Below are 15,556 nucleotides of genomic sequence, written 5' to 3' on the forward strand. Positions count from 1 at the left end.
GGAACATGTGATGAATACCGAAGGACTGACTGAAGTTGCCGTAAAAGACGCTCAACCCGTGGTGGAGCAAATCGCCGAAACCCCTCCGGAATTGGAGCCTGCTCCGCCTGTGGTGGTCGCCGAAACCGTTGTGGCAGCGCCAGCGATTGTCATTCCAGGCCTGGATGACAGCAGCCTGTACATCCACCGCGAGCTGTCGCAACTGCAATTCAACATCCGCGTGCTGGAACAGGCGCTGGATGAGTCCTACCCGTTGCTGGAGCGGTTGAAGTTTCTGCTGATCTTCTCCAGCAACCTGGACGAGTTCTTCGAAATTCGCGTGGCCGGCCTGAAGAAGCAGATCACCTTCGCCCGTGAACAGGCCGGTGCCGACGGTCTGCAACCGCATCAGGCCCTGGCCCGCATCAGTGAGTTGGTGCACGGTCACGTTGACCGTCAGTACGCGATCCTCAACGACATTCTGTTGCCGGAACTGGAAAAGCATCAGGTCCGCTTCATTCGTCGCCGGCACTGGACGACCAAGCTCAAGACCTGGGTTCGCCGCTATTTCCGCGACGAGATCGCCCCGATCATCACCCCGATCGGCCTCGACCCGACGCACCCGTTCCCGTTACTGGTCAACAAGAGCCTGAACTTCATTGTCGAGCTCGAAGGCGTCGACGCCTTCGGTCGCGATTCCGGCCTGGCGATCATCCCGGCCCCGCGCCTGCTGCCACGGATCATCAAGGTGCCGGAAGAAGTCGGCGGCTCCGGCGACAACTATGTGTTCCTGTCGTCGATGATCCACGCTCACGCCGATGACCTGTTCCAGGGCATGAAGGTCAAGGGCTGCTATCAGTTCCGCCTGACCCGTAACGCCGACCTGGCGCTGGACTCCGAGGATGTCGAGGACTTGGCCCGTGCCCTGCGTGGCGAACTGTTCTCCCGTCGCTACGGTGATGCGGTGCGTCTGGAAGTGGCCGATACCTGCCCGAAACACCTGTCCGACTACCTGCTCAAGCAGTTCAACCTGAGCGAGACCGAGCTGTACCAGGTCAATGGCCCGGTGAACCTGACGCGACTGTTCAGCATCACCGGCCTGGACAGCCAGCGCGAGCTGCAATACCTGCCGTTCACGCCGCAGATCCCGAAACTGCTGCAGAACAGCGAAAACATCTTCAGCGTGATCAGCAAGCAGGACATTCTGTTACTGCACCCATTCGAGTCGTTCACCCCGGTGGTCGACCTGCTGCGTCAGGCGGCAAAAGACCCGCACGTTCTGGCCGTACGCCAGACCCTGTACCGCTCTGGCGCCAACTCGGAAATCGTCGACGCGCTGGTGGATGCCGCGCGTAACGGCAAGGAAGTCACCGCCGTCATCGAATTGCGCGCGCGGTTCGACGAAGAGTCCAACCTGCAGCTGGCCAGCCGTCTGCAAGCGGCGGGCGCGGTGGTGATCTACGGCGTGGTCGGCTTCAAGACCCACGCCAAGATGATGCTGATCCTGCGTCGCGAGGCCGGTGAAATCGTGCGTTACGCGCACTTGGGCACGGGTAACTACCACGCCGGTAACGCCCGCCTGTACACCGACTACAGCCTGCTGACCTCCGACGATGCCTTGTGTGAAGACGTCGGCAAGCTGTTCAGCCAGTTGATCGGTATGGGTAAGACGTTGCGCATGAAGAAGCTGCTGCATGCGCCGTTCACCCTGAAGAAGGGCATGCTCGACATGATTGCCCGCGAAACCCAGTTCGCCCTCGACGGCAAACCGGCGCACATCATCGCCAAGTTCAACTCGCTGACCGATCCGAAGATCATCCGCGCGTTGTACAAGGCCAGTCAGTCAGGCGTGCGCATCGATCTGGTGGTGCGTGGCATGTGCTGCCTGCGGCCGGGCATCGCCGGGGTTTCGCACAACATTCACGTGCGCTCGATCATCGGCCGTTTCCTGGAACACACGCGGGTCTTCTATTTCCTCAACGGCGGTGAAGAGCAAATGTTCCTCTCCAGTGCCGACTGGATGGAGCGCAACCTCGACAAGCGCGTCGAGACTTGCTTCCCGGTAGAAGGCAAGAAGCTGATCATGCGGGTCAAGAAAGAGCTGGAGCTTTATCTCACCGATAACACCCACAGCTGGAGCCTGCAGTCGGACGGTCGTTACATCCGTAACACGCCAACCGGCAACCAGAACCCGCGTAGCGCCCAGGCGACGTTGCTGGAGCGTTTGGGCAGCCCGATCCTGGCCGTCCGTTAACGCGGATCAGGTGGACAAAAAAGGGCGATCCAACTGGATCGCCCTTTTTCATGTGCACTGTGAACGATTATGCGTGCTGCCTGGATAAACGTGTTGCCCTCAGGTTTTTCGCGAGCAAGCTCGCTCCTACAGGGCTCTAGCGGACGCTGAGGACGATGTCGACCCGGGTCAGCCATTCCGCTTCGATGGCGAAATCGGCCTGGGTCAGTTGGTTTTCGTCCAGCCAGTTTTCCGGGAACACCACTTCCAGGCTGTTGCCATTGGCATTCAGTTCCACCTGAGGCATTTGCTGGGTGCCGCGGATGTGATGGAACAGGATCGCGAAGCGCAGCAGCACGCACAGGCGAATCAGCTTGATGCCGTCATCGCCGAAATCGGCAAACTTGTCCTTGGGAATGTTGCGTCGGTGGCCGCGCACCAGTAGCGCGAGCATCAATTGGTCTTCGCGGGAGAAGCCGGCCAGGTCCGAGTGTTCGATCAGGTAGGCGCCATGCTTGTGGTACTGGTAGTGGGCGATGTCCAGACCCACTTCATGGACCTTGGCGGCCCAGCCGAGGAGTTCGCGCCAGACACCGTCTTCCAGATCCCAATCCTTGGCCACCTGATCGAACGCATGCAGGGCCTTGCGCTCGACCCGCACCGCTTGTTCCAGATCGACGTGGTAGCGCTCCATCAGCGAGGTAAGGGTGCGCTCGCGCACGTCTTCGTGATGATGGCGACCCAGCAGGTCGTAGAGCACGCCTTCACGCAGCGCGCCTTCACAATGGTCCATGCGTTGCAGTTCGAGGGCGTCGAAAATGGCTTCGAGAATCGCCAGGCCGGCCGGGAAAATGGCTCGACGGTCCGGTTTGATGCCTTCGAAGTCGATTTTATCGACGTCGCCGAGCTTGATCAGTTTGCGCTTGAGCCAGGCCAGGCCCTCGGCGTTCACTTCCCCCGTGCCGTGACCGCCCGCCTTCAGCGCCAGGCCGATGGCGCGGATGGTGCCCGAGGAGCCGATGGCTTCATCCCAGGTCAGGCGATGCAGGGCGTGTTCGATGCTCATGATCTCCAGCCGCGCCGCCGTGTACGCCTGGGCGTAGCGGGCCGGGGTGATCTTGCCGTCCTTGAAGTAGCGCTGGGTGAAGCTGACGCAGCCCATCTGCAGGCTTTCGCGCAGCAGGGGTTCGAAACGCTGGCCGATGATGAACTCGGTACTGCCGCCGCCGATGTCGGCCACGAGGCGTTTGCCCGGGGTGTCGGCGAGGGTGTGGGAGACGCCCAGATAGATCAGGCGCGCTTCTTCACGGCCGGAAATGACTTCCACCGGATGGCCGAGTATCTTTTCGGCGCGGTGGATGAATTCAGCCCGGTTGCGGGCTTCGCGCAGGGCGTTGGTGCCAACGATGCGCACAGCGCCCAGTGGCATACCGTTTATCAGTTGGGCGAAGCGTTTCAGGCAATCGAGTCCGCGCTGCATCGATTCTTCGCTGAGCTTGCGCTCCTCGTCGATGCCGGCCGCCAGCTGAACCTTCTCCCCGAGACGTTCGAGAATGCGGATCTCGCCGTTCTGGGCCTTGGCCACGACCATGTGAAAGCTGTTGGAGCCCAGGTCGATTGCGGCGATCAAGGACAGATTCTTGGCTTGGGATTGCGGCATGGTCAGGCTCTCGGTCGATAACCCTGCCATCGTGCCACGATCAAAGGCTGCCGCCAACGCGCAGTGATCAAAGCGTTGATCCTGCGCATACCTGTGGCGAAGGGGTAGGCCCCCTCGCCACAGATAGTTCAACCAGCCGCTTCCACCGTCCCGATGAAATTCGCCAGCTCCGCCGTCTGCGGATTGGCGAACAGCACTTTCGGATCCCCCACTTCATGCACCTTGCCCTGATGCATGAACACCAACTTATCCCCAACCTCCCGGGCAAAGCGCATTTCGTGGGTGACCATGATCAGCGTCATGCCCTCCCTGGCCAGTTGCCGGACCACGCTGAGCACTTCGTTGACCAGCTCCGGGTCCAGCGCCGAGGTGATTTCATCGCACAGCAGTACTTTCGGTGACATCGCCAGCGCACGGGCAATCGCCACGCGTTGTTGCTGCCCACCGGACAGTCGATCAGGGAAGGCATCGAATTTCTCTCCCAGCCCGACGCGTTCCAGCATCTGCCGCGCCAGCTCGGCGGCCTTGGCTTTCGGCACTTTCTGCACCACTTGCGGCGCGAGCATCACGTTTTCGCCCACCGTCAGGTGCGGGAACAGGTTGAACTGCTGGAACACCATGCCGACTTTTTGCCGCAGGCTGCGCAGGTCCGCGCGGGCGGCGTCGAGGTATTCGCCGTCGACTTCGATGACGCCGTCGTTGATCGATTCCAGACCGTTCAGGGTGCGCAGCAGGGTCGATTTACCCGAGCCGCTGCGCCCGATGATTGCCACCACCTGGCCTTCCTCGACACTCAGGTCGATGCCTTTGAGCACATGGTGATCGCCGTAATATTTATGCAGGGCGGAAATTCTAAGCAGAGGCATGCAGTCTCCTTTCCAGGTAGCGCGCACTGAGGGACAAGGGGTAGCAGAGCAAGAAGTAGCCGAGGGCGACGAGGCCGTAGACCATGAACGGTTCGAAGGTGGCGTTGGCGAGCATGCCGCCGGTTTTGGTCAGCTCGGTGAAGCCGATGATCGAGGTCACGGCGGTGCCTTTGACCACCTGCACCGAGAAGCCCACGGTCGGCGCCACGGCGATGCGCAGTGCCTGCGGCAGGATGACGTAGCGCAACTGTTCAAGCCGGCTCAGCGCCAGGCTGGACGAGGCTTCCCACTGGCCGTTGGGGATCGACTCGACGCAACCACGCCAGATCTCCGCCAGATAAGCGCTGGTGAACAGGGTCAAGGCGAGTGCTGCTGCCGCCCACGGCGAAATCTCCACCCCGGCCAACGCCACGCCGAAGAACACCAGAAACAGCTGCATCAGCAGCGGCGTGCCCTGGAACAGTTCGATGTAGGTGCGGGCGAAATTGCGTGGCAGGGGATTGTCCGAGAGGCGCATCACCATGATCAGCAGCCCGATCAAGCCGCCACCGATGAACGCCACCAGTGATAGCGCCAGCGTCCATTGCAGGCCTGTGAGCAGGTTGCGCACGATGTCCAGGAAGGTGAAATCGCTCATCGGCGGCTCCTTGCGCTGTTTCTTGCGACAAACCGATGACCGATCCAGTTGAGCAACTGGCGGATCAGCAGGGCCATGCACAGGTAGATCAGCGTGGTCAGGGCATAGGTTTCAAAGGCGCGGAAGTTGCGCGACTGAATAAAGTTGGCGGCGAAGCTCAGCTCTTCGGTAGCGATCTGCGAACACACCGCCGAACCGAGCATGACGATGATGATCTGGCTGCTCAGGGCTGGCCAGACTTTGCCCAGCGCGGGCAGTAGCACCACGTGACGGAAGGCTTCGAAGCGCGTCATCGCCAATGCCGCCGCGGCTTCCAGTTGACCCCGTGGAATCGCCTGAATGCCGGCGCGGATGATCTCGGTGGAGTACGCGCCCAGGTTGATCACCATCGCCAGCACCGCGGCCTGCCATTCGGAAATCTGCAGGCCCAGCGACGGCAGGCCGAAGAAGATGAAAAACAGCTGCACCAGGAATGGCGTGTTGCGGATCAACTCGACATAGACGCCGAAAATCCCGGCGAACGGGCGGATGTTCCACGCCCGCACCAACGCGCCCACGATGCCGAGGCTCACCCCGAGCACCGCGCCGATGGCCGTCAGCTCAAGGGTGAACAGCGCACCGCGCAGCAGCAGATCGGTGTTTTGCACCACCGGCAGGAAATCGAACTGATAAGCCATATAGGGGCTCCTGCACGCAGAGTCAGAGGTCGGCCGGCAGCGGTTCTTTGAGCCAGGTCAGGGCGTTTTTCTCCAGGGCGCCATCGCCCTTGGCGGTGACGAGGATCTGGTTGACCTTGTCCAGCAGTGCCGGCTCGTTCTTGTTCACGCCGACATAGACCGGCGAATCCTTGAGCTTCACTTTCAGCGCCGGCACGCGTTTCGGGCTTTTCTCGCTGATCGCCACCATCACCACGTTGCCGCTGGCGATCAGGTCGACCTGACCGGCCAGGTAAGCGGCGATGGTCGAGTTGTTGTCCTCGAAACGCTTGATGGTCACGCCTTCGGGGGCGACCTTGGTCAGTTCGATGTCTTCGATGGCGCCACGGGTGACGCTGATGGTTTTGCCCTTGAGATCGTCCAGGCTCTTGACGTTGGCGTCTGGCGGGCCGAACACGGCCAGGTAGAACGGCGCGTAGGCCCGGGAGAAGTCGATGACTTTTTCACGTTCGGGGTTCTTGCCGAGGCTGGAGATCACCAGATCCACCTTGCCGGTGGTCAGGAACGGGATCCGGTTGGTGCTGTTGACCGGCGTCAGCTCGAGTTTGACCTTGAGCTGGTCGGCCAGCAGCTTCGCGGTGTCGATGTCGAGGCCCCGTGGCTTCATGTCCGGGCCGACTGAGCCGAAGGGCGGAAAGTCCTGAGGCACGGCGACTTTGAGGACGCCACGCTTGAGCACATCTTCCAGGCCGTCGGCGTGGGCGGGTGCCTGGCTCAGCATCAGGCTGGCAAACAGGGCAGCGAGTAGGGCGCTGTAACGCTGGATCATGGCAAATCTCCGAATCGGCGAGGAGTAATTTCTGCGATTCGACAGAGCACGGGGCATGCCAAGATAGGGTTTTCCGGCTGCCAGACCGCGGTTTTACTGGTCTGGCAAGGTCTTACTGGTCTGAACAGTCAGGTGTTGTTTCGCACCTCGATGGCGCATCTGTGAAAATCGCCGAACCCCCATGGGGCACGACTTGCCGGACGCCGTGAATAGCTTTACAACTACCCGCACATTGGCCTGGTTCGTCTGGAAAACCATGAATTCGATCTCCCGCGCCGTACCTGAAGTGGCGCTGCAAGCCATCCGCAAACTGATCACCGAACAGGGTTTCGGTCCGGGCGATGCCTTGCCCTCGCAACGGGACCTGGCGGTGCAATTGGGGGTCAGTCGGGCGTCGTTGCGCGAGGCGTTATCGTCGCTCAGTGCGCTGGGGGTCATCAGCATCCAGCCGGGCAAAGGCGTGTTCGTGCAGTCGCCCGTGGAACTGCCGCGAGGCGAGGGCGCGCCGAGCTGGCCGTTCGCGGCCCAGGCTTCGCCGCTGGATATCTTTCAATTGCGCTATGCGCTGGAGGGGTTTGCTGCGGGGCTGGCTGCCGTGACCTTGAGCACCGATGAGCTTGATGTGCTGGAAGATAATGTTGCCGCCATGCGCAACGAACTGAAGGCCGGGGACTTTGAGGCCGCGGCGCGCCTGGACTTCGAATTCCATCGGCGCATTCTGCTCGCCAGCGGCAACCAGGCGATGCTGAGCATCCTGACCGCCAGTGCCGACATCTTCCTGGAAAGCCAGAAACTACCGTTCATCCGGGCCGAGCGGGCCATGGAGACCTGGCAGGAGCACCGTAAAATCCTTCGTGCGCTGGCCCGGCGGGCCTCGGGCGCCGCCCAGAAAGCCATGCATGAGCATGTGCGCAATGCCGCCCTGCGCACTGGAATCGCTTTCGTCGCTCCCGCCATGACGTGACTTGGGCTATACCCAAACTCATGTAACACCATAGCGAGACTCAATCATCTGCGGCTTCCTGAACACGGGAAGGGCGGCTATGATGGGCCACGTTTTTGCTTACAACCCCGGAGAATTCCATGAGCAGCGATCTTATCAAACACGTTAGCGACGCTAGCTTCGAGGCCGACGTACTCAAGGCTGAAGGCGCTGTACTGGTCGATTACTGGGCTGAATGGTGTGGCCCTTGCAAAATGATCGCTCCTGTTCTGGACGAAATTGCCGAGACTTACAAAGGCAAGCTGACCGTTGCCAAACTGAACATCGACGAAAACCAGGAAACCCCGGCCAAGCATGGCGTGCGTGGCATTCCGACCCTGATGCTGTTCAAGAACGGCAACGTTGAAGCGACCAAGGTCGGCGCGCTGTCGAAGTCGCAGTTGGCGGCCTTCCTCGACGCCAACATCTAAGCGTCGATGTCGTGTTATTGAAAAAGGCCCCGCAAATTGCGGGGCCTTTTTCGTTGCTGAGGGCTAGACGCTCCGAAACTCAGGTGTTACATTCGGCCCCGCACTGGTTTCTCCAGTGCCCCCTGCTAGCCGTCGCCGACGCTCTCCTTTTCGAATAAGTACGCGATCCTGTCGCCTTCTCTGCGGCGCGGCCTCATTAAGCCAAAAGCTTAATTTCCCCCCTCCATAAATGATTACGTCATTCCTATATGAATCTGACTGAACTCAAGCAAAAGCCGATTACCGAACTGCTCGAATTGGCCGAACAGATGGGCATAGAAAATATGGCCCGTTCGCGCAAGCAGGACGTGATTTTCTCCCTGCTGAAAAAGCACGCGAAAAGCGGCGAGGAAATCTCCGGTGATGGCGTGCTGGAGATTCTCCAGGACGGCTTCGGCTTTCTCCGCTCTGCAGACGCCTCTTATCTCGCCGGCCCAGACGATATCTACGTCTCGCCGAGCCAGATCCGTCGCTTCAACTTGCGCACCGGTGACACCATCGTTGGCAAGATCCGTCCTCCGAAGGAAGGCGAGCGTTATTTCGCGCTGCTCAAGGTCGATACGATCAACTTCGACCGTCCGGAAAACGCGAAAAACAAGATTCTCTTCGAGAACCTGACCCCGCTGTTCCCGACCGTGCGCATGAAGATGGAAGCCGGTAACGGTTCCACCGAAGACTTGACTGGTCGTGTCATCGACCTGTGCGCCCCGATCGGCAAAGGCCAGCGCGGTCTGATCGTTGCACCGCCGAAAGCCGGTAAAACGATCATGCTGCAGAACATCGCCGCCAACATCGCGCGCAACAATCCTGAAGTTCATCTGATCGTGCTACTGATCGACGAACGTCCGGAAGAAGTCACCGAAATGCAGCGCACCGTGCGCGGCGAAGTGGTTGCCTCGACGTTCGACGAGCCGCCAACCCGCCACGTGCAGGTTGCCGAAATGGTGATCGAGAAGGCCAAGCGCCTGGTCGAGCACAAGAAAGACGTGGTGATCCTGCTCGACTCCATCACCCGTCTGGCCCGTGCCTACAACACCGTGATCCCGAGCTCCGGCAAGGTGCTGACCGGTGGTGTCGATGCCCACGCCCTGGAGAAACCGAAACGTTTCTTCGGTGCCGCACGGAACATCGAAGAAGGCGGCTCGCTGACCATTATCGCCACCGCACTGGTTGAAACCGGTTCGAAGATGGACGAAGTGATCTACGAGGAATTCAAAGGCACCGGCAACATGGAACTGCCTCTGGATCGCCGTATCGCCGAAAAACGCGTCTTCCCGGCGATCAACATCAACCGTTCCGGCACCCGCCGCGAAGAGTTGCTGACCGCAGACGACGAGTTGCAGCGCATGTGGATCCTGCGCAAGCTGCTGCACCCGATGGACGAAGTGGCTGCCATCGAGTTCCTGATCGACAAGCTGAAAACGACCAAGACCAACGATGAGTTCTTCTTGTCGATGAAGCGCAAGTAAGTCGGTCAGGTCTGCAGAAGCCGGGGAAACCCGGCTTTTTGCTATCTGATTTTTGATCAAACGCCAGTTCGTGGTTCTGAACCGAAGGGTTCGGCGCTAAACTGCCAGCCCCCGAACGCCACGGCCAAAACGAGGCTCACGCATGCAGTATCGCGACTTGCGCGACTTTATCAGCGGCCTGGAACAGCGCGGAGAACTCAAGCGCATCCAGGTTCCGGTGTCCCCTGTGCTGGAAATGACCGAGGTCTGTGACCGTACGCTACGTGCCAAGGGCCCGGCACTGTTATTCGAAAAACCAACCGGTTACGACATTCCAGTGCTCGGCAACCTGTTCGGGACGCCTGAGCGCGTCGCACTGGGCATGGGCGCGGAGGCGGTCAGCGAGCTGCGCGAAATCGGCAAGCTTCTGGCGTTCCTCAAGGAGCCCGAGCCGCCGAAGGGGCTGAAAGATGCCTGGTCCAAGCTGCCGATCTTCCGCAAGATCATCTCGATGGCGCCCAAAGTCGTCAAAGATGCCATTTGCCAGGAAGTGGTCATTGAAGGCGGCGATGTCGATCTTGCCATGTTGCCGGTACAGACCTGTTGGCCTGGCGACGTTGCCCCGCTGATCACCTGGGGCCTGACCGTCACCAAGGGCCCGAACAAGGATCGCCAGAACCTCGGTATCTATCGCCAGCAAGTGATTGGCCGCAACAAGGTCATCATGCGTTGGTTGAGCCATCGTGGTGGCGCGCTGGATTACCGTGAATGGTGCGAGAAGCATCCGGGCCGGCCGTTCCCTGTAGCTGTGGCCCTGGGCGCCGATCCCGCGACCATTCTCGGCGCCGTGACCCCGGTGCCCGATAGCCTCTCAGAGTACGCCTTTGCCGGCCTGCTGCGCGGTAACCGAACCGAGCTGGTGAAGTGCCGTGGCAACGACCTGCAAGTACCGGCCACGGCTGAAATCATCCTTGAAGGCGTGATTCATCCAGGCGAAATGGCAGACGAAGGTCCGTATGGCGACCACACCGGCTACTACAACGAAGTCGACAGCTTCCCGGTGTTCACGGTCGAGCGCATTACCCACCGCGTCAAGCCGATTTACCACAGCACCTACACCGGGCGTCCACCGGATGAACCGGCGATTCTCGGGGTGGCGCTGAACGAAGTATTCGTGCCGATCCTGCAGAAGCAGTTCCCGGAGATCACCGATTTCTACCTGCCGCCTGAAGGTTGCTCGTATCGCATGGCCGTCGTGACCATGAAGAAGTCGTATCCGGGCCACGCCAAGCGGGTAATGCTCGGCGTCTGGTCGTTTTTGCGACAGTTCATGTACACCAAGTTCGTTATCGTCACTGACGACGATATCAACGCACGGGACTGGAACGACGTGATCTGGGCCATCACCACGCGCATGGACCCCAAGCGCGACACGGTGATGATCGAAAACACGCCGATCGACTACCTCGACTTCGCCTCTCCGGTGTCCGGCCTGGGCTCGAAGATGGGACTCGATGCCACGCATAAGTGGCCGGGCGAAACGACGCGGGAGTGGGGTCGGGTCATCATCAAGGACGAAGCCGTGACCAAACGGATCGATGCCATCTGGAATCAGTTAGGAATAGATTGATGCGTGTAACTTTGCAGCCCTCCGGAGCAGTGCTGGATATTCTGCCCGGCGAGCGGATTCTCGATGGCGCACGCCGTCTGGGTTATGAATGCCCGCAAAGCTGTCGTAACGGTAATTGCCACGTGTGTGCCGCGCTGCTGGTGGAAGGGCGTGTCGAACAGGACGGCGGTGTGCGCGACCATGGCGAGTTCTACACTTGCATAGCAGAGCCGCTGGAAGACTGCATCGTGCTGTGGGATGGCGTGCTCGCGCTGGGAGAATTGCCGGTGCGCAGTCTTTCGTGTCAGGTCATCAGTTGTACCGACGTCGGCGGTGATACCTGGCGGGTCCGACTGCGGGCCCCGGCCGGCAAGCCGCCGCGCTATCATGCGGGCCAGTACCTGATGATTCATCGGGACAACGGCGAAAAGTCGTCCTTTTCCCTGGCCTCGGCCCCTTCCTCCGGGCGTGATCTGGAAATCCACGTGCTGGCGCGTGAAGCCAGTGCGCTAAACCTGATCAAGCAACTGCAACGCGACGCGATGGTGCGGATCGACATGCCGTTCGGCGACACGCACCTGGCCGAGTTGCCGGACGGCCCATTGGTATTGATTGCCGCAGGCACCGGCATGGGCCAGGTCCACGGCCTGATCGAACATTGTCGCGCCACCGGCTTCAAGCATCCTGTGCATTTGTATTGGGGGGTGCGTCGTCCCGAAGACTTTTATCAAATCGAGCATTGGGACGAATGGCTGAAGTTGCCCAACCTGTTCCTGCATAAAGTCGTTAGCGATCAATGCGGATGGCAGGGGCGCTGCGGCATGTTGCATGAAGCCGTTTGCGAAGACTTTCCCGATCTCAAGGCGCTGCACGTGTACGCCAGTGGCTCGCCGGCGATGGTCTACGGCACGCTGGATGCGCTGGTCGAGGCCGGGATGGACGCTCATCAGATGCGCGCCGACGTATTTGCGTACGCGCCGCGATCTTGAGCCGCGATTTTGATCGCCGCCCGGCAGCCCCTTTCTAGAAGCGTATGCCCGTCGTCACCATGGCCGCGTTGGCGCCGAGGAACACCAACTCGGCGGCCAGCGGGCCGTAGTGCGCGCCAATGGATGGAATGATCACCGGCGCAATGCCGAAGTGGTTGATCGGAATCTTGTCCTTGTACTGGCCGCTGTAGCCCTGGAGCAGCCCGGCGGTCAATTTCAGATACACCGGATACTCGGTGCTCTCATAGCGTTTGCCGGCATAGGCATAGTTGGAGCGCTGGCGGAACGAGTTGCGAAAAGTTGCCCCGCCAAATACCCAGCCAGACGCTTGATTACGTTCAATGCCAATCAGGTCCTGATTGTTATTGTGGTCGGGATCAGGCGAGTAATGTTTGGTGTAGACGCTGGTCTGCGCATACCAGAAGCCTTTGTCTTGTTGTGCGTCATCCGTCGCCATTACATGGCTGGCCTGGATCATTAACAACATGGCGACAAGCCCCATTTTTTTCATCATCAGCCTCTGTTAAACACTACGGCTTGCGCCTGGGGAGGTCGTTATACGTGGGCGTCCGGCAACGGGGAAGGTAGAAAATCTGAGAGTTTAGTAGGAAATTTCCTGCGTATTATGAACCTGCCCTGAACAGGCCGAATGCTTATGCATATGTCATTCGGGTATTTAAGGCATTTGAAAAATAGTATTAGGCTATATAAAACGGGATGGCTGCGGTGATAACCGAAAATTAGAGGTATCACGAGTGTCATACATCCCTTAGCACTTTTCGTTTTACGGTTACTGCTATATGTTCTATGTAACGAAATTTGCTGCATCTTGTAATACTTGTGGGGCCGAACACTTCCGCCATGACAGCCATTGAATCGACTCTTCTGAATCTGGCTTACCCTCCGCGGCTCGATCTGGGGCCGCAGCTCACTCACGAACAATTGCTCAGCTCGATGCAGTCGACCATGGCACGCCACAAGGGCGGCCCGGTCTGGTTGTTCGCGTATGGGTCACTGATCTGGCGTCCCGAATGCACGGCGGTTGAGCGGGTTCGCGGGCGGGTGCACGGCTACCATCGCGGCTTGTACCTGTGGTCCCACGAACATCGCGGCACGCCGGAAATGCCTGGGCTGGTGTTTGGCCTGGATCGTGGCGGCTCTTGCAGTGGCTTTGCCTACCGACTGCCGGAAGAGCAATTGGAGGCCTCGCTGTATGCGCTCTGGAAAAGGGAAATGCCTTTTCCGTCCTATCGTCCGCACTGGCTCAACTGCCGCCTTGAAGACGGCAGCCAGGTTCAGGCGTTGGGTTTTGTCCTGGAGCGTCACCTGCCCAGCTATGCCGGTAACTTGCCGGATCACGTGCTCAGTCATGTGTTCGAAAACGCGTGCGGGCGCTACGGCACCACTCGCGATTATGTCGAGCAGACCGCCCACGCCCTGCGCAGCCATGCCATGCCCGATCGGAATCTGGAAGCGCGACTCAAGCGCTGCAAGGCAAAGTCTGATCAGGCGGATGCACCGCCGATGTGAGCGGGCGCAGGAAACATTACCTGCACACCCGCTTCTTTGCTTTAGAGCTATGAGTGAATAGGCCAGAACAACCTCGTCAGTTGTTCTGGCCTTTTTTGTGTCCGGTGAAGGCTCAGCGAACCTGCACCACCACTTTCCCGACGGCCTTGCGCTGGCCGAGGTCATTGATGGCCTGTGCGGCGTTGCTCAGCGGGTAGACCTGCGATACCAGTGGCTTCAACTTGCCTTCGGCAAACCAGCCGAACAATTGCTGGAAGTTCGCCGCATTGTCCTGTGGCTGACGCTGGGCAAATGAGCCCCAGAACACGCCGACCACGGCGGCACCTTTAAGCAGGGCAAGGTTTACCGGCAGTTCGGGGATGCGTCCGCTGGCGAAGCCCACCACCAGGAGGCGACCATTCCAGGCGATGGCGCGGATGGCCTGGTCGAACAGGTCGCCGCCCACCGGATCGTAGATCACGTCGGCGCCCTGGCCATCGGTCAGGCGTTTGATTTCGTCCTTGAGGCTGGTTTCGCTGTAGTTGATCAGTTCATCGGCACCGGCGGCCTTGGCCACGGCGAGTTTTTCGGCGCTGCTGGCGGCGGCGATGACCCGGGCGCCCATGGCTTTGCCGATTTCCACGGCGGCCAGACCGACACCGCCGGAGGCGCCGAGTACCAGCAAGGTTTCACCCGGTTGCAGGTTGCCCCGTTGCTTGAGCGCATGCATCGAGGTGCCGTAGGTCATGCTGAAGGCAGCGGCGGTGTTGAAGTCCATGGAAGGCGGGATGGGCAGCACGTTGTAGCCCGGCACCGCGACCTGTTCGGCGAAGCTGCCCCAACCGGTCAGGGCCATGACCCGGTCACCGACCTTCAGGTGGCTGATCTTTTCGCCCACCGCGCTCACCACGCCAGCTGCCTCGCCCCCTGGGGAAAACGGGAAGGGCGGTTTGAACTGGTATTTGCCCTCGATGATCAGCGTGTCCGGGAAATTCACCCCGGCGGCGTGCACGTCCAGCAGGATTTCGTTCTTCTTCGCGACAGGACTGGCGACGTCTTCCAGCACCAGCGATTCGGCAGGGCCGAAGGCTTTGCACAGCACGGCTTTCATCAGGGCTATTCCTTTGGGAGTGATGGCCGATAAGTGTAGGTGTGTGAGTCGAGGGGTCAACGAGCATGCCCGGCCCTGATAGTCAGCCATAAGCTTGTGCTTGAGCGGCGGGTCGTTATGCTAGGCCGCAAACCGGATAAGGAGTGAATTGTGAAAGCGTGGATCGTGTTGATGCTGGCCCTGTCTCTGCCTGTGGCAGCGGTGGCCGAAGAGGCAAAAGAAGGTGAGGCTCCGAAGGTCAACTACATCACCCTCAGCCCGCCGTTCGTGGGCAACTATGGGTTGGACGGTACGCCGAAGCTCAAGGTCTACAAGGCCGACGTGGCATTGCGCGTGACCGGTGACGAGGCCACCAAAGCGGTGAAAGCCAATGAACCGCTGATCCGCAATCAACTGGTGGCGCTGTTCGCCCAGCAGACCACCGAGACGATGAATAACGTCGAAGCCAAGGAAAAATTGCGTCAGGAAGCCCTGAAGCAAACCCAGCAGGTCATGACTGACGAAACCGGCAAACCGGTGGTTGAGGATCTGTTGTTCAACAACCTGATCATCCAGTAACGCCGGATCTACAGGCGCTG

The 15,556-nt window shown here is 59.9% G+C and carries 15 protein-coding genes; 8 read left to right on the forward strand and 7 right to left on the reverse strand.

Features of this window, described 5'->3' with window-relative positions; translation table 11 throughout:
• Positions 1-10 precede the first annotated feature (10 nt).
• Complete coding sequence (gene ppk1, locus BLV61_RS16440; protein ID WP_047534872.1) at positions 11-2,233, forward strand: polyphosphate kinase 1; 2,223 nt, start codon at positions 11-13, stop codon at positions 2,231-2,233.
• Between the two features lie 136 nt (positions 2,234-2,369).
• On the opposite strand, the gene ppx is transcribed toward ppk1, so the two are convergent.
• The 5 genes from ppx to BLV61_RS16465 form a co-directional block, all read right to left on the reverse strand.
• A complete protein-coding gene (ppx, locus tag BLV61_RS16445; protein WP_047539137.1) occupies positions 2,370-3,872 on the reverse strand; it encodes an exopolyphosphatase in 1,503 nt (500 codons plus the stop codon).
• Between the two features lie 128 nt (positions 3,873-4,000).
• Positions 4,001-4,738: an amino acid ABC transporter ATP-binding protein gene (locus tag BLV61_RS16450; RefSeq protein ID WP_047534868.1), complete on the reverse strand. Its 738-nt coding sequence runs from the start codon at positions 4,736-4,738 to the stop codon at positions 4,001-4,003.
• Complete coding sequence (locus BLV61_RS16455; RefSeq protein WP_090466433.1) at positions 4,725-5,375, reverse strand: amino acid ABC transporter permease; 651 nt, start codon at positions 5,373-5,375, stop codon at positions 4,725-4,727. The genes BLV61_RS16450 and BLV61_RS16455 overlap by 14 nt, the downstream gene beginning before the upstream one ends.
• On the reverse strand, positions 5,372-6,052 hold the full coding sequence (locus tag BLV61_RS16460) for an amino acid ABC transporter permease (protein ID WP_090466436.1): 681 nt from the start codon (positions 6,050-6,052) through the stop codon (positions 5,372-5,374). Before BLV61_RS16460 ends, BLV61_RS16455 begins: the two co-directional genes overlap by 4 nt.
• A gap of 22 nt (positions 6,053-6,074) precedes the next feature.
• Positions 6,075-6,860: a transporter substrate-binding domain-containing protein gene (locus BLV61_RS16465; protein WP_047534861.1), complete on the reverse strand. Its 786-nt coding sequence runs from the start codon at positions 6,858-6,860 to the stop codon at positions 6,075-6,077.
• A gap of 256 nt (positions 6,861-7,116) precedes the next feature.
• Between BLV61_RS16465 and BLV61_RS16470 the strand changes: the two genes are divergently transcribed.
• The 5 genes from BLV61_RS16470 to BLV61_RS16490 all read left to right on the forward strand — a co-directional run bounded on the left by BLV61_RS16470 (position 7,117) and on the right by BLV61_RS16490 (position 12,358).
• Entirely contained in the window at positions 7,117-7,824 is a 708-nt protein-coding gene (locus tag BLV61_RS16470) for a FadR/GntR family transcriptional regulator (RefSeq protein ID WP_047534860.1), read from the forward strand.
• Positions 7,825-7,943: 119 nt separating this feature from the next.
• Positions 7,944-8,273, forward strand: a complete 330-nt coding sequence (gene trxA, locus BLV61_RS16475; protein ID WP_003206727.1) for a thioredoxin TrxA — start codon at positions 7,944-7,946, stop codon at positions 8,271-8,273.
• A 248-nt stretch (positions 8,274-8,521) separates the two neighbouring features.
• Entirely contained in the window at positions 8,522-9,781 is a 1,260-nt protein-coding gene (gene rho, locus BLV61_RS16480; protein WP_017845130.1) for a transcription termination factor Rho, read from the forward strand.
• A 142-nt stretch (positions 9,782-9,923) separates the two neighbouring features.
• Positions 9,924-11,390 carry a 4-hydroxy-3-polyprenylbenzoate decarboxylase gene (gene ubiD / locus BLV61_RS16485; protein ID WP_090466438.1) on the forward strand — a complete coding sequence of 489 codons (1,467 nt, stop codon included), beginning with the start codon at positions 9,924-9,926 and terminating at the stop codon, positions 11,388-11,390.
• The gene (locus BLV61_RS16490; protein WP_047534833.1) at positions 11,390-12,358 is read left to right on the forward strand and encodes a CDP-6-deoxy-delta-3,4-glucoseen reductase; all 969 of its coding nucleotides are present in this window, start codon (positions 11,390-11,392) and stop codon (positions 12,356-12,358) included. The genes ubiD and BLV61_RS16490 overlap by 1 nt, the downstream gene beginning before the upstream one ends.
• 34 nt (positions 12,359-12,392) lie before the next feature.
• Here BLV61_RS16490 and BLV61_RS16495 read toward each other — a convergent pair whose 3' ends face one another.
• Positions 12,393-12,845 (reverse strand): sn-glycerol-3-phosphate transporter, encoded by a 453-nt coding sequence (locus tag BLV61_RS16495; RefSeq protein WP_425272102.1) that lies wholly within the window; start codon positions 12,843-12,845, stop codon positions 12,393-12,395.
• A 374-nt stretch (positions 12,846-13,219) separates the two neighbouring features.
• On the opposite strand from BLV61_RS16495, the gene BLV61_RS16500 reads away from it, so the two are divergent.
• Complete coding sequence (locus BLV61_RS16500) at positions 13,220-13,888, forward strand: gamma-glutamylcyclotransferase (RefSeq protein WP_047534829.1); 669 nt, start codon at positions 13,220-13,222, stop codon at positions 13,886-13,888.
• A 112-nt stretch (positions 13,889-14,000) separates the two neighbouring features.
• Here the strand turns inward: BLV61_RS16500 and BLV61_RS16505 are convergent, their stop codons facing one another.
• Positions 14,001-14,978: an NADPH:quinone oxidoreductase family protein gene (locus BLV61_RS16505; RefSeq protein WP_090466442.1), complete on the reverse strand. Its 978-nt coding sequence runs from the start codon at positions 14,976-14,978 to the stop codon at positions 14,001-14,003.
• Between the two features lie 150 nt (positions 14,979-15,128).
• Between BLV61_RS16505 and BLV61_RS16510 the strand changes: the two genes are divergently transcribed.
• Positions 15,129-15,536, forward strand: coding sequence for a flagellar basal body-associated protein FliL (locus BLV61_RS16510; protein WP_047534823.1), 408 nt, complete (start codon positions 15,129-15,131; stop codon positions 15,534-15,536).
• Positions 15,537-15,556: the final 20 nt, after the last annotated feature.

The organism is Pseudomonas mohnii, from assembly GCF_900105115.1.
GTDB classification, from domain to species: domain Bacteria; phylum Pseudomonadota; class Gammaproteobacteria; order Pseudomonadales; family Pseudomonadaceae; genus Aquipseudomonas; species Aquipseudomonas mohnii.